Below are 18409 nucleotides of genomic sequence, written 5' to 3'. Positions count from 1 at the left end.
CCTTCCACCCCATGGCGGACACGCTCGCGTGAACGATCAGCCCGCGGCGTCAGCCCTGACGGGCCTGGGCCTTGGTGTGGGCGAGCCGGTAGGACTCCGTGCCGGTCTGGATGATCGCGCCGTTGAAGGTCAGCCGATCGACGATGGCCGCGCAAAGCCGGGGATCAGTGAAGGTCTTCGAGGGTTTCTGTCGCACCTGAGGCGCGAGGGCGGTCCAAGCCACGCGTGTGGCTGCGTCCTCTGCGAGGACTATGGGCTCGTGGCCGATCTCGACCGCTACCCCCGCGCCGGGATTTCCTACGCTCCATCCCCACCCGGCGTAGATGGGGACAAGATCACGCCGACCGGCCGCCAACTTCGCGATCACCAGCCGGTGCCCCACATCGCGGCGTCGGTCCAGCAGGGAGTCGTGCAGAAGCGCGACTATCCCCGTACGGCGATAGTCGGGGCCAGGCAACCGCAGGTATGCAAGAGGCCCTCGGGCTACCCTCCGAGGGCCTCTGCCAGCTCTCCCCTCACCGCATGGAGTACGGGTCAAGGGGGCGCTTAAGGAATCTGATTCTGACAGATAGTCAGATCGATCCGGCTACCTTCCGTGCCGACAGGTCGGGCGAATTCCCTGAGCGTGTTCGCGTGCATGCCGAACAGATCGGCCACGGCCGGTGCCGCCGTTGGATTTGACGCCGTCGCAGATGGCGGCCCAGGCGTCATCACTGGCTCGTGGGCGCCAGGCGAAATCCGGCGGGACCCGGTCCGGATCTGCACTGAGCCGACGGGCGGGCGGCCGGAGAAGTACGACCGCCGTGACGTCATCCACGCCGGATCGCTGCGCTCAGCGTCCCGTTCCAGCAAGGAGATCTGGGGCCTCGGGAAGTTCGAACCACACTTCCTTGCCCCGGGCGGTCGGTTCGGCGCCCCAACTGCTCGCCATCAGGTCGACCAGGTGCAGGCCACGCCCGAATTCGTCGTCGGCCTGGGCGGAGCGCAAGTACGGCAGCTCCCGGCTGCCGTCGCGGACCTGGCAGCAGATGACCTGGCGGCGTACGACGGTGAGGCTGACGGGACCGCAGGCGTGAAGCAGCGCATTGCCGACCAATTCACTGACGAGGAGCTCGGCCGTGTCGGCGAGGTGGTCGAGGGCCCAGTTGTCCAGGGTGCGGCGCACCGCTCTGCGTGCCTGACTACAGGCTTCCGGAGTCCGGGGAAGCGGCCAGGGGCCCGCGATGGCCAGCAGGTCCTGGCCAGGGGCGAGGTCAGGTGCTGGGCCGGGAACAGGACGAGGTATCGCGGTCCCGGTCGGGCCGGTGAGGTGAGTGTGGTGCATGGGAGCCTCCACCCGACCGGCTTCTGGGACCAGTGAAGTCGATCACAATCAATCAATGTTTACTTCGGAGTAAAACCGTAATACGAATTTACTTTGAAGTAAAGTTATTTCATGAATAATCCCTCGCCCGAGGCTCGGCCGACTGTGGGCCGGCGGCGTCCCTCCGCGGCGCGGCCGACTGACGCAGACATGTTGGACGCGGCATCCTCGGTATTCAGTGAGGTTGGATTCCATGCGGCGACCATGGACGCGGTGGCCAGACGCGCAAGATCCACCAAGCCCACCCTGTATGCGCATTTCGGCAGCAAGGAGGACCTCTTCGCCAGATGCACGGACCTGGCAGCCGGCACTTTGGCGAAGTCGCTGTTCGAGGCATACGCGGCCGCCGCGGACTTCCCGCTCGAGCGGCAGGTGCGAGCGGGTGTGGCGTCGTTCTTCGATTACGCAGCCGTTCATCCGGCGAGATTCCGGCTGCTTTTCGGCTCACACGCGACTGGCGCGGCGTATGTGGCCAGCCAGCGCCTGATGTCGGCTGCCGCCCGCGAGATCACCGGCCTGATCAGGAATTTCACCGGGCGCCACGGCGACGGCCCCTGGGGCACCAGCGCAGAGCTCTGTGCCGCCTGTGTCGTTGGCCTGGTCGTCGAGGGTGCCCGGTACACACTGGTCACCGAATCGCTGAATCCCGCGTCGGCCGCCGAGTTCGCGACCCAGTTCTCCGTCGCGGCGCTCAGAAACATCGACCCGCGCCTCGCCGACGCCCTTGACGGTCGCGGGTGACACGAAAGCCGGGCTGCATGAGTCCTGGGTGATGTCAGTGCCTGTGTCTGATGCTGACATGCCATGGAGACTGTCCAGCGAGCCAAGCGTTCGTTTGACACGTCATGGCGCCAGCGAGCACGGGGGACAAGGGCCCGTCCACAGGTCTGGGCCTCGTGCTGGAGCCGAACCGGCACGCTGGGCAGCTCGCTTCGGATTTTGTCACTGGTGCGGGGGTCGAGGCCGGTAGTGGCCGAGGACGTAGTGGGCGGGGATGAGCGTGAGCCAGAACCACATGGCTGCTTCCGTGTTGACGAAGGCCACGGGAATGGAGAGGCCGAAGATCAGAACGCTGGAGCCGAGTTGGGCGGTGAAGCGGCGGCGGGCCACGGCGGCGGATGACGCGGGCGAGGGGTGCACTTGGTGTTGCGTGAGCAGCAGCAGGGTTGCGTGCACCGCATGGATCGCGGCCATGGCACCCGCGTAGAGGGCGACGGCTTCGGGCTGAGAGGCGTACTCGGCCAGGAGCGCGGTGGGGAAGGGCAGCAGCGCGACCAGGCCGAGACCGAGGAGGATCAGGCGGGTGACCACGGCCGTCTCGATGGGTAGTGCGGTGAGAAGGCGGCGGTGATCACGCCAGAATCCGGCGATGAGGGTGAAGCTGAGGGCGAAGGCGCCGAGGTTGGGCAGCGCATCGCTCAGGGCCTTGTGGAATGCGGCGTCGTCCAGATGTGCGGGGACCGCCACGTTGATAACGAGCAGTGTCATCGCGATGGCGTAGACGCCGTCGGACAGAACGATCAGGCGTGCCGCGCCCGTGGCGTTCTCGTGTGGGTGCGTCTCTGCCACTGGCTCCGTCATGCCGACGACAGTAGGGCGTTATGCCCAGGCTGTAACGCATCGGCCAGGGCTTGGGCGGCTTCGCCTGTGGATGGCCGACTATTGCTGAACGTCGCACGTGGTGGCCGAGCCGGATCGAACCGCGAGCAGAACGACGGCGAGGCCTGGCTGATCGCCGAAGAGGGCGCCGTCATCAGGCGGTGGATCGCCGAGTGCCCCGAGCTGGCAATGGGCGAGCCTTTCGGCGTCGAACACCGCCTCCTGGACGCTTTCGGCATCCCCGGCAGGCTCGAAGACCTTGACCCCCAAAGACGACCGGGCCAGCAGTTGGGCGGCTACTTGGGGCGACTGCGACGCGCCGACAGTCGCGGCGGAGTCGAGCCTTGATCCCCGACAGATCGGGCCGGACACCAAGGCATCCGGAGTCCTCCTCGTGATCGGCACGCCACCATTCGAACCCCTGGACCCGATCACCGGTGCTGCACCCTACGGGGGAGTCGCCGAGGAGCTGATCGTGTTAGGGCGTGCGATCCCCGTGGCCAGACGCGGAGTCTGCGTTGGATGCAGTCGACGAAATGGCGGCACTCGGCGTTGAGCGGTTCGGGGCGGTGAATCGCTGGGATCACCACGGCATCGGACCTGGTGGCGAACGCGAAGTCCGGGTGCGACGTGGGGTCTGGCAGGAACTCGTCGAGCCCGTCGATCCGCTCGTCGTGACAACTGGACCTGAGCTGAAGTGTTGAGGCCATGACAACCACGAGGCTATGGTTTACGCGCGTTGACCGGATTCCGATGATCTCGCCTCAAGGAGTCGATGAGCGATGCCGTACGTCAGACGGGCGCTTGCCACGGCCGCAGCCACGGTCGCCACGGCGGCGCTGCTGCAGTCCCCGGCCCAGGCGGCCGTGGTGCCCGAGCATGCGATCATCATCTGTCAAAGCGCCAGCTTCTACGCCAACTACGACAGCTCCTCCGGCCCGACGGGCTTCCTCCGCACCCTGTCCTACGGCGACAAGGTCGGCCACACCCGCGGCGTCCACCCGGTCTACAACGGCTGGGCCGCCACCTTCGACTTCGGCCCCAACGACTGGGGCTACGTGCGCTACGAATGCATCGGCGGCTACGGCTCCTGGTGAGCCGGGATTCGGGAGGAAACGTTATGTCCGCACCCCGCACCGTCCGCACCGCGGCGGTGGCAGCCGCCGTCGGCGCGGCCCTGCTGCTCGGCTCGGGCCCCACCCAGGCCGCCAACGGCACCATCGGCGAACGCGAGACCGTCTGCGCCCAGGACCTCTTCGTCCGCACCGACCCGGGAGGCGCCTGGATGGGCACCCTCTACCAGGGCCAGACCTTCCTGGTGGAGAGCAAGCAGTCCGGCTGGGTGTACGGCTTTGCCTACGGCTACATCAACCGCCACGGCTGGGTTCAGGACGGCTGGTTCTGCTGAACCGGGAACGCCGCAGGGCCTGTCCTGCCGAGCACGGCAGGACAGGCCCTGGTCTTGGCGGTGCCTCCCCCCGATCTCGTGCAGTTCCTCGGTAGACCCTCGGGAACGCTGTGGGACTTTGTCGCCCGATTCTTGGGCAACCGCTGCGCTCTTCCCGGTCGGTCGGCTGCCGTGCTCCCCGCAGCCGGCCCCGGCCGACTCGACGTCACCGACGCACTTCCTCATCTGCACCAGGGCGCGCTGGGCTTCCTGCTGATCGGAAGCCCGCGCGGGGCCGAGGACACCGCGGACAACGGGCGCCGAACGGTGCTCGCCGGCCGCGCCGCCGCGGATCCGACGCTCCGCCCTCGGCTCCTGGTGTACCGCTGACCGCTCCACCCCACCGCACCATCCCGCCACGAAGGAGATGCAGTGATGACCAGGACCGGTACAACTCTCCGGCGCCGCACCCGCGCAGCCACCGTTCTCGCCGCGGCGGCCGCGCTCGTCGGCCTGCTCCCCATCACCTCCCAGGCGAACGTCAACAGGTACACCGTCCAGCCGAACTCCCCCAAGCCGGCGGCGTGCAACAACTCCGGCACCGTCCCGGCGGGCACCTGGATGCAGAACAAGGTCTGCGGCTACTGGGTCGGCACCGCCATGGCCGGCTCGTCCTTCGACGTCCACCAGACCGCCGCCAGCAACTACCACTACGGGCGCAGCTGGGGCGGCAACAACATCTGCGCCTGGATTCCGCCCGGCGCCCTCGGCTCCAGCCCGACTGCATCCGTCGCGGAGTCGTGCAGCGAGGCGACCAAGGACAACATCGCGCACCGCCGGACAGTCGGCTACAACTTCAACGCGGCCGCGCACGCGGCCACGGACGGCACGGCGATCACGGTCAACCCGGCCTGCACGGCGTACTACAACTACTACACGACCAGCACCTACAGCGACGGCTCGCTGCGCGACGTGGCCGGCAACCCGGGCTCGACCGCCATGTACCGCTTCACCACCAACGGCTCGAACCCGGCGATCGTCGTGCGCGACAGCGCGATCGGCTGGATCTTCCTCAGCCGCTCGTGCGTCACCGACTGGCGCGGCATCGCCTTCTACAACGACAACGACTGAACCGACCGGCGGCAGACGAATTCGGACCGCGCCCCGGGCCACCGCCGACAGTTCACAACGATGGAGTCAATCGCCTGCAGGCAGGGACGGGGGCTTGCGCAGCAGCCACTGTCCGAACGTCCGCCGTGCGGGCCGCACCACGACGCGGCCGTGGGTCGTCGTGCCGACCAGCTCCACGCGCAGCGTGATCGGCGTCCCGTGGTCTGGAGCCTGACGAATCTTGATCTTGCTGTGTACGAGGCTCAGGGCACCGGCATCGACCACGATGCTCGGCTTGGTGATCAGCGTCAGCTTTTTGCCTGCCGTGTTCATGTCGATCCGCAAGGTCTCCTGCGTGATCACTGCCTGAGTGAAGTCGAGCGTCAGCTCACACCACGCAGTAGCCAGCTCCAGCCTCCGCGGCACCACCCAGCGCCCCACGCGTTTGACCGCACCACTGTGAATCCCCTCGATCCGGAGTACGTACGTCCTTGACCTCCGCTACGGCCGTGCCGGTCGAAGCGGACACGGCCGGCAGGTCAGCGGTCAGCGCGGTCAGCTCGCTGACGGTACGTGCCGACAGGGCAGCTTCCACGCGCTCGTCCAACTCGTCCGCGGTCAGCAGGCCGTCCCCCGCCGCGATACGCAACACGTCCACCACCCGGTCCCGGTCCGCATGAGAGGCCCTCAGCTCGGGCGACGAGTCGGGGCCGGAGCGCTTCCCGGTGGGCGAAATCTCTCCCGACATACTTCCGTCCTGGTCCTGTCGAACGTCTCCGCGCGACGCAGGCAGCGGCGCGAGATGAAGACTAACGCTATATCGCGACATGGATCCCGGCTGGGCCCCATCACGGAGAGGCGATGGTCAGCGTCGATTCACGGCATGCGGCATCCATCATTCCGAGGCCCGGTCTCGACGTACATGAGGGAGCGTCACATCTGGCGATTATCCGGCACGGCGCACCCCGGCGCAGACGCGGGAATCGAACACCACTCTCACCGACCGGGCCGGCTTCCCGCGATCGCTGACAGAGCCCACTGAACAGCGTCAGTGCCACTCTTGGTGCACCCCGCCAAGGCCACTGAGAGGTCGTTAAGTCCGTTTTCTAGTAGTGACCTCGTCCGGGTTGGGTGAGGAAGCCTTGGCGGGCGAGGCGGCTGTGGGTGACGTTCATGTCTGGGTCGTCCGTGGGCAGGCCGAGTAGTCGTGCCGTGCACGATCTGCTGGTAGGCGGAGCCTTGGTCGTGAGGATCGGACCGGGATCGGATATTCGGTGTTCTGCCCGCCCCATGAGGACACAAGATGGTGCGCATGACTTTGGCCACCCCCATACTGCACACCGCTCGCCTGCGACTGCGCCCCTTCACCGACGCCGACGCGGACCTGCTCTTCGCCCTGCACAGCAGCACCTACGTGATGCGCTACTGGGACTCCCCGCCGTGGAACGAACGGGCCCGCGCCGAACGCTTCATCAACATGTGCCGGAAGATGGCGGACGAAGGCACCGGGGCCCGGGTGGCCATCGACCGCGCTTCTGACGGGGCCTTCGTCGGCTGGTGCGGTCTGACCGGATGGAACCCGGACTACCGCAGCGCGTCGTTGGGCTACGTCCTCGACGAAGCGATGTGGGGACACGGCTACGCGACGGAGGCCGCGCACGCCTTGCTGCAGTGGGCATTCGACACACTGGACCTGAATCGAGTTCAGGCTGAGACCGATACGCGCAACGTGGCATCTGCCCGGGTCCTGGAGAAGATCGGATTCATGCGTGAAGGGACGTTGCGGGAGGACTGCGTCGTGAACGGCGAGGTATCCGACTCGTGGGTGTTCGGGTTGATCAGGCGAGAGTGGCGGCCGGCGGCCGTGCCGATTCCAGCCCGCGAAGAGCGGCGTTAAGAGGTCGTTTTCTCCTCCTGTTTCATCCCGGAATTGGCGGTTGATGCAGTTTTGCGGGGTCGCGCCAGGAGATGGTGGTCTCGCCGGTGAGGCGGCGGGCCATCAAGTCGGTCATGGCGAGATGGATCATGGCTTCGGAGCGGTGCGGATGGGTCTCGTAGTCGCGCGCCAGGCGCCGGTGCAGCATGAGCCAGCCGTAGGTTCGTTCCACCGCCCATCGCTTGGGATCGGGGTGAATCCCCTTGCGCCGGGGGCGCGTTGGACGATTTCGAGGTCGATGCCGAGGGCGGCGGCGTGCTCGACGAAGTGCTTGCGGTAGCCGCCGTCGACCCAGACCTTGCGCAGGCTGGCATGGTCGGCGGCGGCCTACTCCAGGAGTGCCCGGCCGGCGGTGGAATCCTGAACGCCGGCCGCGGTGACCAGCACCGCCAGCAGCAGGCCGAGGGTGTCGGTGATGATGCTGCGCTTGCGGCCCACGATCTTCTTGCCCGCGTCGATGTTCTGTGTCCTGGCGGGGACGGAGGTGGAGGTCTTGACGCTCTGCGCGTCGATCACGCAGGCCGAGGGGTGGCGGTGCTTGCCTTTCTGCTGGCGCACCAACTCCCGTAACAGGCCGTTGAGCTGGGTGTAGATGCCGTCGGTCTGCCACGTGGCGAAGTAGCCGTAGACCGTCTGGTGGGGCGGGAAGTCGTGCGGGAGGTAGGCCCACTGGCAGCCGGTGCGGTCCACGTAGAGAATCGCGTTCATGATCTCGCGCAGGTCGTGCCGGGGCGGCCTACCGAAGTCCAGCGCCCGGCCGCGGCGTTCGAAGCGCCAGGCGGACAGCACCGGCTCGATCAACTCCCAGCGGGCATCGGACAGATCACTCGGATACGCACGACGGTCGGTCATGACCTGGGCATACCGCCGTTCGGGGGCGTGCGCCCAGGCGTGTGTTCTGCCTCGCGGGAGCACGGGACAAATCTGGGCGTCCTGGAATGAGACAGGCGTAAGTCGGCTCTCCCCCCAGACGCCACACCATCCGCCTCGCCAACCGCGGCCCGCACTGCAGACTCGCCAGCACCAGATCACCAGTGGGTGCAAACTAGAGATAACACTGCACTACAGAGGAAAACGACCTCTAAGCTTGTCTTTTAACCTCGGCTGCTCCCGATCACGCGGAACGGGAGAGTTGCTCGCGCACCCATGCAGGGTCGGGGTTGGTGTGCGGCCAGCCCGCCACGATGACGGTCGGCACGGTCTCGTTGCCGTCGTTGGCTGCCCTCACCGCTGCAGATCCAGCGGGGTCGCGCCAGATGTTGACCCAGTGCACCTGGCGGGCGCTACGGCCCAGCCGGATGCGCAGTCGCACGCAGTACATGCAGCCGGGCCGCCAGAAGACGACCGGCCGGCCGTCGGCCGCGCTGCGGCGTTGTGCCTCCAGCGCGCTGATCGACCGCGGGAAGATCAGAGGCGAGTTCACGCCTGTGAGCAGCACAAAGACCGGTGTGGGGTGCCGGTGGGGCCGCTGCCAGAGTGTCCACTAACTCTTGTTGCCCGGACTGCTGGTGCGGTCGTGACGCTTGCTGCACGCTGAGCCAGCGTCGTGCCTGTTCCTCGTCCGGTGCGTCGGGCCACACACCACACCCTCGGGCATGCCGTGGGTGTGGTGGTGGGCAGCCCAGTAGGAGCGTTGCCAGGTGAGCGGCCAGGGCGGGTTCCACCACGGGTCGAGCGCGGTGAGCTTGTGGCCGAGACGGGTGGGCCGGCCGGCGGTGATAGGTCATCTGCCAGGGGGTGCGTGCGGCGTCGAGGCGGGTGAAGCGTTCGAAAATTCATCGTCGGCCTTCGGACGGGATACCACGGACGGGTGCACAGCCCATCTGCGCCGCGAGCACGGCGCGCTGCAGCAGGACGATGAGTCGGTCACCACCGAAAGAGGTGGGACGCCTGGCCCATCGAAGGAGACCGAATGAAGCGTCTGCTGACTGCGTTGGGGGCGTTGCTTGTGCTGGTGGTCGGCGAGATGACCGCGCCGACGGCACAGGCGGATGCGGCTGTCTTCCCGCTGTCCGGCTACGAGGTGGTCAGCGCCACCGTGCCGGTGGCTGCGGGAGCCACCGGAGCTACGGGGGTGGACTGCCCCGAGGGCAAGAGGCCGGTCGGTGGCGGAGTCTATACAGGGAACGACGACATGAGGCTGATCGAGTCGTTCCCCTTGGGAGGGGCCGGCGACGTGACCGGCTGGCTGGGAGCTGTGTTCAACGGCGGCACCGACTCCGTGTTCGACGTGTACGCGGTCTGCGCGCGCGTCAGCCCTGAGGCAGACTATGAGGCGGTCGGAGTCACCAACGTGCCGGTGGCCGTCGGAACCACCGGAAGCGCGGCCATGCGCTGTCCCGCGGGCAAGAGGCCACTCGGCGGCGGGGTATATACCGGCGACGACGACATGAGGGTGGTCGAATCGTTCCCCACGAGCTCGCGCCGTTGGGCGGGAGCCGTGTTCAACGGCAGCGGCTTTGAGTCCGTCATGGACGTGTACGTGATCTGCGCGCGCGTCAGCCCTGGGGAAGGCTATGAGGTGGCCGGGGTCGGCAACGTGCCGGTGGCCGTCGGAACCACCGCGAGCGCGGCCGTGGACTGTCCCGCGGGCAAGAGGCCGCTCGGCGGCGGAGTCAGCGCGGGCAGCGACGACCTGAGGTTGGTCGAGACGTTCCCCCTGGGAGTGCCCCTTTCCCCAACCGGCTGGACGGGAACCGTATTCAACGGCGGCGACGCTTCGACCACCTTCGACGTGTACGCGGTCTGCACGCCCGTCCCCACGGACTGAGCCCGTTCCCTGATCCCTCAGCTTGAGATTTAACCTCAGCTCAGTCACTGAGCCTCGGCATGGCATCGTGGGCTCGTGTACATCTCAACGGCAGACCGGCCCAGACCCCTGACGACATGCTGGCTTCACTGGTTGGCGGTACCGACGGGGGACCAGGCAGGGGTCATGGCGTCCCTGGGGCTGACTCAGCCCAGCCCTGTGACATTCGAGGTCGCCGAAGAGGTAATCGACGCGGACAGCCATCGGGGATTCAACAAGGAGCCTCAGGGGCGCCCCCGGGTGTACGTGAGCCCCGAACTCGATGGGTGGACCCTAGTCATCGGCCGCTGGTGCAACCCGTGCGACGGCGAACGCAGCGACGAGGTCCTGCGTATGTGCGTAGAGCTCAGCGCGCGCTACGGGCAGGCGCAGGCTTACTACTACGGTGCGCAGGGCGACGGTTCGGCCTGGCTCATCGCTGAGCGGGGCAGCGTTGTGCGGCGTTATTGCGAGACCGGAGACGGGGAGGATCATTACCTGACCTTGGGTGAACCCCTTCCGTATGAGCGGGCCCGAGGTGAGCAGCTGGGACTGTCACCCACATGGGACGCGGCGACTGAAAGCGACGAAGATAGCGGCCTGGTGAGCTGGGCGGGGACCACTTCCGCCGGATCATGGAGAACGGGGAGGTATGGCTCGCGGAGGCTGCCGATCATGTGGTCGGGGCCTGGGAGCTGTGGTGGGAGGACGAGGACGCCTGGGGGCCACAGCCGCCGACGGCCGGCTATGTGCACCGGCTGATGGTCGACCACAACAGTGTCCCGCCCGGGACAGGGCGGGAGCTTCTGCGAGTCGCGGAGCGCCGCGTGGCCGAGGCGGGCCGACCGTTGGTACGTCTGGACTGCCTGGCCGGCAACGCACGCCTGAATGCGTACTACCTCAACGCCGGCTATCAGGTTGTCGGACGCCAGGAAGGCAAGCCGCAGCCGGGCGGTACGCCCAAGTCGTTGACGCTCCTCGAAAAGTCCGTACGGGATGGAGGGCCCGCCGCAGCAACGGCGAAGCCACCATCTTCCTGGCGCGACTCGACACCACGGGGCAAACGGCATTTCCAGGATGAAACGCCGGGAGAGAACGACCCTTTCAGGCCTGAGGATTGTGGAGCGAGATATCAGCAGGTCCCAAGGCGAACCGTGTGAATTGCACCTGCAGTCCCTCTCGCTGCGGGGAACAGAAGAAGGGTCCAGCCGATGCCGTCGCGTCAGGTGCCAGGGGAGCTAGTCGCACCATCTGCCAGGCTTCGTCCTCGCGGCGCGCCCGGATGGTCACTGCGTCTTTCTCACGGCTGGCCCGAACGGTGATCTTGCATCCGTTCCAGCCGGGGGCAGGGGTCAGGGACCAGTCCGACTGGCCGCGGGTGACTACGGCGCCCAGGTGCGGCGCTCCATCGGTCATCTCGACACCGGCTTTGATCCAGGTCCGGTCGTCCACGCGGATCATGATCCCGGCCTGGTCATACAATGCCTCGAACTGCGCAAGAAAGGTGACCTCGACGGCGGCACCGGCGGGAAGGTCCGTCAACAGGGCGTGCCCGTTGTCTCGTACGAAGCCGTAACTCGTGGTGCGCCAGAAGTCGCTCCGGTTCCGGCTCGTCACCAGTAGCTCGTCACCGTGCAGTTCTGCGCTCAATGGCGGGTTGAGCCAGGCGGCTTCCGACCAGTCGACCGCGCGCTGTGCGTCCATGCGCCCTTCCTTCACCAGGTTGTTGGGGTGCTCAGGAGCCGAGTGAGGCCAGGAGCGCGAGGACTTTGGGCCAGCCTGCCTCTTGAGCGGCGGCATCGCCCGCGCGGGTGCCGCCGAGGTCGGTCTCCCGGCGTGTCACGGGGTGAATCAAGCGGGTGCCGGCCGGGAGGTAGGGGAAGGTACCGACGCCGTGCCCGGCGTTCGGGTAGATCAGAGCCTGGTGGGGATACCGGTTGCCGGCGGCGTCAAGTTCCTGGACGATCTGCCGCGCCCATCGAGACGATGTCCACAGCAGGTCGTGAGCTCCCGCTATGGCCATGACGGGGCCGCTGACGTGGCCGAGCGGGATGAGCCGTTCGGCGATGGGCTTGCCGTCCTTCGTCCAGGCGAAGGTGCCGTAGTCCGGGAATCCGCTGTTGACCTGCGCAGAGGGGGAGTAGACGACGGCACCGTGGATGAGGTCGGGGTAGTCGTTGGCGAGGAGCAGGGCTGCTTCGCTGCCGCGTGAGTAGCCCATCGCCAGGATGTGGCGTGGGTCGACCCCTGGTTGCGCGGCCAGCAGCCGGGCAGCGGTGGCGAAGTACTCCAGGGGGATGTTCTCCAAGGCTTGGGGGAGGCCGGGGAGGTTGAAGTAGCCGAGCGACAGGGCCGGGTAGCCGTGCGAGGCGAGCAGGGCTGCAGCAGGCTTATTGCTGTTTCCCCCTTCTGAACCGCCGAAGAGGAGGACCGCCGAGTGCCGCGGGGTGCCAGGGGCAGGCAGGTGCAGGGTCCCGGCGACCTTGTCGGCCGCGACGGTGAGGTTTCTGCTGGTCACGCCGGTGCCGAACCATGCGCGGGTCACCCTACGGGACGCGAGCTGGTGTCCGTGCGCCATGGCGGTGAGCGTGACGCGTGAGGGGCCACGAAGTTTCCGGACAGGGACCCAATAGGGTTGTCCTGAACAGGAAACGAGGAAGAAGTGGCGCCACCCAGCAAGTACTCGCCGGAGTTCCGCGAGGAAGCCGTCCAGATCGCTCTGAGGTCGAGCAAGACGATCTCCGAAGTCGCCCGGGAGCTCGAGCTGAACCCGGAGACGCTACGCGGCTGGGTCAAGAAGCATCAGAAACAGCAGGAACCGGATCCCGATGCGGAACTGACGGTAAATGAGCGGGCGCGCCTGAAGGAACTCGAACGACGCAACCGCGAGCTGGAGATGGAAGTTACTTTCCTGAAAAAAGCCGCAGCGTACTTCGCGAAGGATCCCCGGTAGCAAGTAAGTGCGAGTTCATCGACGAGATGCGGCTCGGCACCGAGGAGTACGCCTACAGCGTCGAGTTCATGTGCGGCCGACTCGGCGTCTCCAGATCCGGCTACTACGACTGGCGATCCCGCCCGGAATCCGCAACGGCCCAGTGGCGCGAGGAACTGAAACTGCTCATCGGGAAAGCCTTCGACATGTCCGACGGCACCTATGGCCACCGGCGCATCCAGGCTCAGCTGGACCGCTGGGGCGTCACTGCCGGCCTGGAACTGGTCCGCCGGCTCATGCGTGAGCTGGGTCTTGAGCCCTGCCAGCCGCGGCCGAAGAGGTTCAGCCTCACCCAGGCCACGGCCAGCCAGGTACCGGACCTCGTCGGTCGCAACTTCACCGCTGACGCGCCCGGCGAATCGTCGGCGACATTACCTACGTCGCGACCGGGGAAGGCTGGCTGTACCTCGCGACGGTCATCGACTGCTGCACGAAGGAAGTCATCGGTTATGCAATGGACGACCACTACCAAACCCCACTGATATCCAGGGCGATCCGCAACGCGGCACGGAACAGGCACCTTTCGGCCGGCGCTATATTTCACTCCGACCGCGGAAGCAACTACATGTCAGCTGAGTTCGGGAAGACGCTCGACCGGTTCGGTCTCCGCAGATCTTCCGGCCGCACCGGGATCTGTTTCGACAACGCCATGGCCGAATCATTCTTCGGCGCCCTGAAGAACGAGCGCGTATCAAGGGTGACTTACCTGACCCGCGAGGCCGCCCGGCAGGACATCACTCGCTACATCGAATTCTGGTACAATCGCAAAAGCCTCCACTCGGCGGTGGGTTACCGTCCTCCGCGCGAAGTCTACGCCGAGTACGAGAAGTTGCGAATCGCCGCATGAAATAGACGGTCAGACGTCTGTCCGGAAAACGCGAGGCCCCTCAGATGTGTTGGTTCTGCCGTCAGGCCAGCGGGACCAGCGCGCTGGCAGCAGGGTCAATGAGTACGACTAGATGATCGATTCCAAGGGGTCAGTGATCGAAGGCGATCAGTGAGCGTCGGACGGGTTGTCGCGTGTGGTCGTTGTGCCAGATCGCGGCGGTCAGTGCGAGGATCCGCTGCATCACCCGGGCGATGACGCCGCGGGGTGTGCGGCCGCGGTGATGTTCGAGATCGAGCTGGCCCTTGAAGGTCTCGTTGATCGACTCGATGACCTGTCTCAACGGCTTGAACAAGGGTGCTCCGGGCCGCTCGGGCTCGCCCTTGCGGGCCGGCCGCAGCAGTTGGATGGCGTGCTCGGCCAGTTGATGTTCGAAGTCGCGGCCGAAGTAGTTCTTGTCGCCGATCAGCGTCTGCCCGGGCCGGGCGGCGACGATGCCGGGTTCGGCCGCGAGCAGGTCGAGCAGGGTCTCGCGCTCGTCGGCCTTCGCTCCGGTCAGTGCGAAGGCGACGGGCAGTCCCTGCAGGGTGCATACCAGGTGCAGACGCAGGCCCCAGAAGAAGCGGCTGTGGCTGGCGCAGTAGCCGTATTCAGCCCATCCGGCCAGGTCGGAGCGCTTGACGGTCTCGCGCGAGCGACCGCACTCGACGGGTGTGGAGTCCACGATCCACACGTCATCGCTCCACACGGAAGTGTCGGCGGCAAGAAGCCTGGTGACCCGGCGGAGCAGCTCGGCGACCTTGCGCAGCCGCTTGTTGTAGCCGGGCTGCTGGGGCAGGTACGGGAAGAGATGCCGCAGGTGGCAGCGAGCATGGCGGAGCCACTTGGCCTCGGAGGTGAAGCCGAGCATGGCCTGCATCATCGCGAGCGTGACCAGCTCGGCGTCGGTCAGCTGCGGCGCGATCCCTACCGTGGGCCGCCATGGCGCGAGATGCGGCGACTCCTTCAGCAGGTCGTCGATTTTCGCATAGAGCGCGGTCGCGAGGGAGTCCAAGTCGGGCGTCACCACCAAATCGTGGGCTCCCTCGCCTTGGTGTGCCGGGACGGACCGAGCGTTGTCAGTGGCGACATATAGCGTGCGCGGACCAACTGGTGCGACGCGATGGGGGATGTACGGATGGAGTTCCGGATCGAGCGAGGCGCTCTCGCCGAGGCCGTGGCCTGGGCGGCCAGGTCGTTGCCCGCACGTTCGCCTGTGCCTGTGCTGGGTGGCTTGATGCTGGACGCGGCGGAGGGACGGCTGCGTATCTCGGGCTTCGACTACGAGGCGTCCGCGACCATCGAGGTCCCCGCGGAGACGCCGACAGCCGGTCGGGTGCTCGTGCTTGGGCGCAGACTGCTGGATATCTGCCGGGTATTGCCCGATGCGATGGTGGCGTGCGCGCTGGAAGGAGCGCGCTTCACGATGGAAGGGGGCGGTACGCGCTTTGGGCTGTCGACCTTGCCCATGCAGGAGTATCCGGCCCTTCCCGAGCTTCCCGCCTTTCGCGGAACGTTGGATGCGGCAGAGTTCGCGGCGGCGGTCGCACAGGTCGTGATAGCCGCCGGCCGTGACGACTACCTCCCGGTGCTCACGGGGATCCAGCTCCGGCTGGATGGCGAGTCCATGACGTTGGCCGCTACGGACCGATACCGGTATGCCGTGCGTGTGTTGCCGTGGAAGCCGGAGGGGGCGGTTTCCGATGCGGTGGAGGTAGTGGTTCCCGGCCGCAGGCTGACCGAGATCTCCCGTGCGCTGACGAAGTCGGGGCTGATCCGCATCGGGCTGAACGACACGGGTGGCTCGGGTGGTGGCTTGATCGCCTTCGAGGGAACCGGGATGCGTACGACACTGCGGTTGCTGGAAGGGCGGCTGCCGCGCTACGACAAGTTGTTCACACTGGACGGCCCGGCAGTCGCGGTCACCGGGCGGGAGGCGCTCGCCGACGCGGTCCGCCGTGTCGCGGTCGTCGCGGAGCCGACCAGCCCGATCCGGCTCGACTTCTCCGCCCAGGGAACCGTCCTCCTGCAAGCGGGGTACGAAGACGACATCGCTTCGCAGCAGCTCGCGGCCACGTTGGCCGACGCCGATGACCTGGCGGTCGCCTTCAACCCCGCGTACTTGCTGGAAGCCCTCAACTCCTTCAACGCCTCCCAAGTGCGCTTTGAACTTCTGGGCCCCGGCCAGCGGGCACTACTCAGTGGCGTACCGGACGAGGATGACGCGGCACGCGAAGACCACCGCCATCTACTCATATCAGTACGGCAACTGAGCTGACGAACAGCCGGAGCGACCCCTTGGAATAGCTCGTCTAGCCCGAAAACGCCAGCGGGGCTCCGCGCCCAAAAGAACGGGAAGCTCCACTTGCCTGCCTGCCCCGGTCAACCGGCCATGGCCGCCACGACCAGCGCAACAGCCGCACCGCACAGCAGCACCACAAGCGGCCATGCCAGCCAGCCGCGCCCGGTACGCCTGCGCCACAGCACCAGCCACAGCGCACACGCCGCCACGAACACGACCGTCACACCGCTCAGTTCGCCCTCCCGCCACGCCACCCGCACGGCGCCAGGGTTAGCACCCCATACAAGGAGCGCAACGAGGACGCCCACGGTCAGCGCACACACCGCTTCCAGCAGCCTGCTCATACGGTGCCCTTCTTCTCCGACGTCTCCGTCAGATCAGTGCGCTGGCGGAACGGACGGCTTGACCTCGACGGTCTCCGTCTTGCGGCCTTCTGCATCCGTGCTGGTGGACCGCTTCTGAGGACGTGGACCTGCTCTTCGGGCACGTCCCGGATGGTGAGGACAGTCATGTCTGCATTCTGCGCGGGCGTGCTGCGCCGGATGCGACACCGGCCCCCTTCCTGGAGGAAGGGGGCCGGGTCGATGCCCGCGATCACGGCGGTCTTCGCGATCAGGGTCCGCAGTGCCTGATAGACGCAGAGCAGGGCCCAGAGTTCCTGGCGTACTCCGTCGGGTTTGCCCGAGCGCCCCGCCCTCCGCAGAGGACGGGGCCCGGCTCGCAGGTCAGGAGTACACGATCCACTGCCGTGAGCCGCCTCCGGTGCAGGCCCCGAGGGAGACGTGATGAATCGCCCCGGACCCGGCGACCAGACAGGTCCCGGTGGCCTTGTTGATGATCTCGTATCCGGTGCTGCTGGGGCCCAAGTCGTGGACGGTCCACAGGGCGGCCTGGTCGCCTGCCAGGCAGGGCTTCATCGTCGGCTGGCCGCTGCGGGCCACCAGGCACAGACGATCGCCCGCGTTCTGGCGCAGCGCGGTCGCGGTCTCGGGGAGCGTGGCCATGGTCCAGGTCTGGTAGGCGCCTCCGTTGCAGCCGGTCGTATAGGGGCCGTAGTCGGCCCGGAAGTCGAGGCACTCGCCCACATCGCCGACGTTGCGCAGGTGGCGGTAGGAGGAGGTGGCACTGGCCTGGGCGGTTCCCAGCGCCCAGCACAGCAGCGTGGCCGCGCCCAGGGCAGCGGTCTTCTTGAGCATGCGCTCTCCTCGGTCTCGTGGAAGGACGCCAGACTTTACCGCTTCTTGCACGTGCCGTGGGCGGCAGGTCAGGGCGCGCGCATCGAAGATCGTGATGCGCGCGGTCACCGCATCACGCTGGTGCAGGCTGATCCAGGCCAGCTCTTCCAGGTATGGATCGTGCTGCTCATCCCCACCCGGCATCAGGACCACCGCGTCCCAAGCGCATCCAAGTCAGCGCGGCGCTCTGGGCTCAACTTAGCCGCCCTTCGCCTGGTGTTGTCCAACCACGCCCCCAGCCTCACCGCCACCTCCTGGCCGCCGTCTCCACCCACTCCCACAGTGATCGTTTCAAGGTGCTTTCGGGCCGGGCGCAGGTGGCCTTCGCGGGCACGGAACTGGCGAGCTGCGGCGAGGTTGGCGGCCCACCGGTCGTCCTGCGAGCGCGGGGCCGGCCGCGCACCCGCCGTGTCATCCGGGTCGACGCCCAACGTTTCCAGCAAGTAGGCCTGTGCAGGCGTCAGCTGAGGCCATGCGGCCTTCTGCCCGGCGATCCACACGCCGAGGTCCTCGCCCTGCACCACCACCTCACGCGGCCCGCCAGGCAGCGCGCCGCCGGCCTTCACGTGGGCGAGCGCCAACCGGTAGTTACGCTGCCAGGAGACGTCCCACCTCATCGGGCACCACCCGGGATCGAGATCCTCCAAGGCCTCCATGCGGCTGTGGGAGAGCTCCCCAGCGCTCGAGACGCCGGTTTTGGCTGTGACGTCGATATGCGGCCCCACGATGTCGGCTTGACCTGGACCCGTTATGTGAAGATCCATGACTGCTTGAAAGTCGCTCCAATGGACAGCGTCAGCAGCTCACGGGCCGTGGTGGGGCCAGTTCAAGC

The 18409-nt window shown here is 66.9% G+C and carries 19 protein-coding genes and 5 pseudogenes; 11 read left to right on the top strand and 13 right to left on the bottom strand.

The annotated features are described in order from the left end of the window. Positions 1 to 49 precede the first annotated feature (49 nt). Both AB5J53_RS00225 and AB5J53_RS00220 read right to left on the bottom strand, forming a co-directional pair. Positions 50 to 178 (bottom strand): annotated as a pseudogene (locus AB5J53_RS00225) (ATP-binding protein); the annotation flags it as partial. Positions 179 to 832: 654 nt separating this feature from the next. Next, positions 833 to 1324, bottom strand: a complete 492-nt coding sequence (locus AB5J53_RS00220; protein WP_369243617.1) for an ATP-binding protein — start codon at positions 1322 to 1324, stop codon at positions 833 to 835. Between the two features lie 189 nt (positions 1325 to 1513). Between AB5J53_RS00220 and AB5J53_RS00215 the strand changes: the two genes are divergently transcribed. Next, the gene (locus AB5J53_RS00215) at positions 1514 to 2104 is read left to right on the top strand and encodes a TetR/AcrR family transcriptional regulator (RefSeq protein WP_369243616.1); all 591 of its coding nucleotides are present in this window, start codon (positions 1514 to 1516) and stop codon (positions 2102 to 2104) included. A 201-nt stretch (positions 2105 to 2305) separates the two neighbouring features. Here the strand turns inward: AB5J53_RS00215 and AB5J53_RS00210 are convergent, their stop codons facing one another. Beyond that, positions 2306 to 2944 carry a TMEM175 family protein gene (locus tag AB5J53_RS00210; protein ID WP_369243615.1) on the bottom strand — a complete coding sequence of 213 codons (639 nt, stop codon included), beginning with the start codon at positions 2942 to 2944 and terminating at the stop codon, positions 2306 to 2308. An 81-nt stretch (positions 2945 to 3025) separates the two neighbouring features. Between AB5J53_RS00210 and AB5J53_RS00205 the strand changes: the two genes are divergently transcribed. The 5 genes from AB5J53_RS00205 to AB5J53_RS00185 all read left to right on the top strand — a co-directional run bounded on the left by AB5J53_RS00205 (position 3026) and on the right by AB5J53_RS00185 (position 5480). Further along, complete coding sequence (locus tag AB5J53_RS00205; RefSeq protein ID WP_369243614.1) at positions 3026 to 3310, top strand: hypothetical protein; 285 nt, start codon at positions 3026 to 3028, stop codon at positions 3308 to 3310. A gap of 434 nt (positions 3311 to 3744) precedes the next feature. Further along, complete coding sequence (locus tag AB5J53_RS00200; RefSeq protein WP_369243613.1) at positions 3745 to 4059, top strand: hypothetical protein; 315 nt, start codon at positions 3745 to 3747, stop codon at positions 4057 to 4059. Positions 4060 to 4082: 23 nt separating this feature from the next. Then, positions 4083 to 4370: a hypothetical protein gene (locus AB5J53_RS00195; protein ID WP_369243612.1), complete on the top strand. Its 288-nt coding sequence runs from the start codon at positions 4083 to 4085 to the stop codon at positions 4368 to 4370. Positions 4371 to 4541: 171 nt separating this feature from the next. Continuing rightward, on the top strand, positions 4542 to 4739 hold the full coding sequence (locus AB5J53_RS00190; RefSeq protein ID WP_369243611.1) for a hypothetical protein: 198 nt from the start codon (positions 4542 to 4544) through the stop codon (positions 4737 to 4739). A gap of 45 nt (positions 4740 to 4784) precedes the next feature. After that, positions 4785 to 5480, top strand: coding sequence for a hypothetical protein (locus AB5J53_RS00185; RefSeq protein WP_369243610.1), 696 nt, complete (start codon positions 4785 to 4787; stop codon positions 5478 to 5480). Positions 5481 to 5546: 66 nt separating this feature from the next. Here the strand turns inward: AB5J53_RS00185 and AB5J53_RS00180 are convergent, their stop codons facing one another. Both AB5J53_RS00180 and AB5J53_RS00175 read right to left on the bottom strand, forming a co-directional pair. Then, positions 5547 to 5822, bottom strand: a complete 276-nt coding sequence (locus AB5J53_RS00180; protein ID WP_369243609.1) for a hypothetical protein — start codon at positions 5820 to 5822, stop codon at positions 5547 to 5549. Positions 5823 to 5847: 25 nt separating this feature from the next. Continuing rightward, positions 5848 to 6207, bottom strand: a complete 360-nt coding sequence (locus AB5J53_RS00175) for a DUF1707 domain-containing protein (RefSeq protein ID WP_369243608.1) — start codon at positions 6205 to 6207, stop codon at positions 5848 to 5850. 564 nt (positions 6208 to 6771) lie between these two features. On the opposite strand from AB5J53_RS00175, the gene AB5J53_RS00170 reads away from it, so the two are divergent. After that, a complete protein-coding gene (locus AB5J53_RS00170) occupies positions 6772 to 7356 on the top strand; it encodes a GNAT family N-acetyltransferase (protein ID WP_369243607.1) in 585 nt (194 codons plus the stop codon). Between the two features lie 22 nt (positions 7357 to 7378). On the opposite strand, the pseudogene AB5J53_RS00165 reads toward AB5J53_RS00170, so the two are convergent. Together AB5J53_RS00165 and AB5J53_RS00160 are read right to left on the bottom strand one after the other, a co-directional pair. Further along, a pseudogene (locus tag AB5J53_RS00165) lies at positions 7379 to 8247 on the bottom strand (IS5 family transposase). Between the two features lie 262 nt (positions 8248 to 8509). Then, positions 8510 to 8836 (bottom strand): annotated as a pseudogene (locus AB5J53_RS00160) (glutaredoxin domain-containing protein); the annotation flags it as partial. 471 nt (positions 8837 to 9307) lie between these two features. Here AB5J53_RS00160 and AB5J53_RS00155 point away from each other — a divergent pair. Both AB5J53_RS00155 and AB5J53_RS00150 read left to right on the top strand, forming a co-directional pair. Next, the gene (locus AB5J53_RS00155; protein ID WP_369243606.1) at positions 9308 to 10165 is read left to right on the top strand and encodes a hypothetical protein; all 858 of its coding nucleotides are present in this window, start codon (positions 9308 to 9310) and stop codon (positions 10163 to 10165) included. A gap of 608 nt (positions 10166 to 10773) precedes the next feature. Then, positions 10774 to 11181 (top strand): annotated as a pseudogene (locus AB5J53_RS00150) (GNAT family N-acetyltransferase); the annotation flags it as partial. A 106-nt stretch (positions 11182 to 11287) separates the two neighbouring features. On the opposite strand, the gene AB5J53_RS00145 reads toward AB5J53_RS00150, so the two are convergent. Together AB5J53_RS00145 and AB5J53_RS00140 are read right to left on the bottom strand one after the other, a co-directional pair. Further along, positions 11288 to 11887, bottom strand: coding sequence for a DUF1349 domain-containing protein (locus AB5J53_RS00145; RefSeq protein ID WP_369243605.1), 600 nt, complete (start codon positions 11885 to 11887; stop codon positions 11288 to 11290). Between the two features lie 31 nt (positions 11888 to 11918). Then, entirely contained in the window at positions 11919 to 12761 is an 843-nt protein-coding gene (locus AB5J53_RS00140; protein WP_369243604.1) for an acyl-CoA thioester hydrolase/BAAT C-terminal domain-containing protein, read from the bottom strand. Between the two features lie 84 nt (positions 12762 to 12845). Between AB5J53_RS00140 and AB5J53_RS00135 the strand changes: the two are divergent. After that, positions 12846 to 14022, top strand: a pseudogene (locus tag AB5J53_RS00135) (IS3 family transposase). Between the two features lie 130 nt (positions 14023 to 14152). Here the strand turns inward: AB5J53_RS00135 and AB5J53_RS00130 are convergent. Further along, complete coding sequence (locus tag AB5J53_RS00130; RefSeq protein ID WP_369243603.1) at positions 14153 to 15067, bottom strand: IS982 family transposase; 915 nt, start codon at positions 15065 to 15067, stop codon at positions 14153 to 14155. 111 nt (positions 15068 to 15178) lie between these two features. Here AB5J53_RS00130 and dnaN point away from each other — a divergent pair, with 111 nt between their 5' ends. Continuing rightward, positions 15179 to 16318, top strand: coding sequence for a DNA polymerase III subunit beta (dnaN, locus tag AB5J53_RS00125; protein WP_369243602.1), 1140 nt, complete (start codon positions 15179 to 15181; stop codon positions 16316 to 16318). Positions 16319 to 16422: 104 nt separating this feature from the next. Here dnaN and AB5J53_RS00120 read toward each other — a convergent pair whose 3' ends face one another. The 3 genes from AB5J53_RS00120 to AB5J53_RS00110 form a co-directional block, all read right to left on the bottom strand. Beyond that, positions 16423 to 16686: a hypothetical protein gene (locus AB5J53_RS00120; protein WP_248866513.1), complete on the bottom strand. Its 264-nt coding sequence runs from the start codon at positions 16684 to 16686 to the stop codon at positions 16423 to 16425. A gap of 381 nt (positions 16687 to 17067) precedes the next feature. Continuing rightward, a complete protein-coding gene (locus AB5J53_RS00115; RefSeq protein WP_369243601.1) occupies positions 17068 to 17538 on the bottom strand; it encodes a ricin-type beta-trefoil lectin domain protein in 471 nt (156 codons plus the stop codon). A 182-nt stretch (positions 17539 to 17720) separates the two neighbouring features. Next, the gene (locus AB5J53_RS00110; protein ID WP_369243600.1) at positions 17721 to 18341 is read right to left on the bottom strand and encodes a helicase associated domain-containing protein; all 621 of its coding nucleotides are present in this window, start codon (positions 18339 to 18341) and stop codon (positions 17721 to 17723) included. Positions 18342 to 18409 lie beyond the last annotated feature (68 nt).

The organism is Streptomyces sp. R41 (assembly GCF_041053055.1).
Classification (GTDB): Bacteria; Actinomycetota; Actinomycetes; order Streptomycetales; family Streptomycetaceae; genus Streptomyces.
This window is presented reverse-complemented; position numbering and strand designations above follow the sequence as displayed.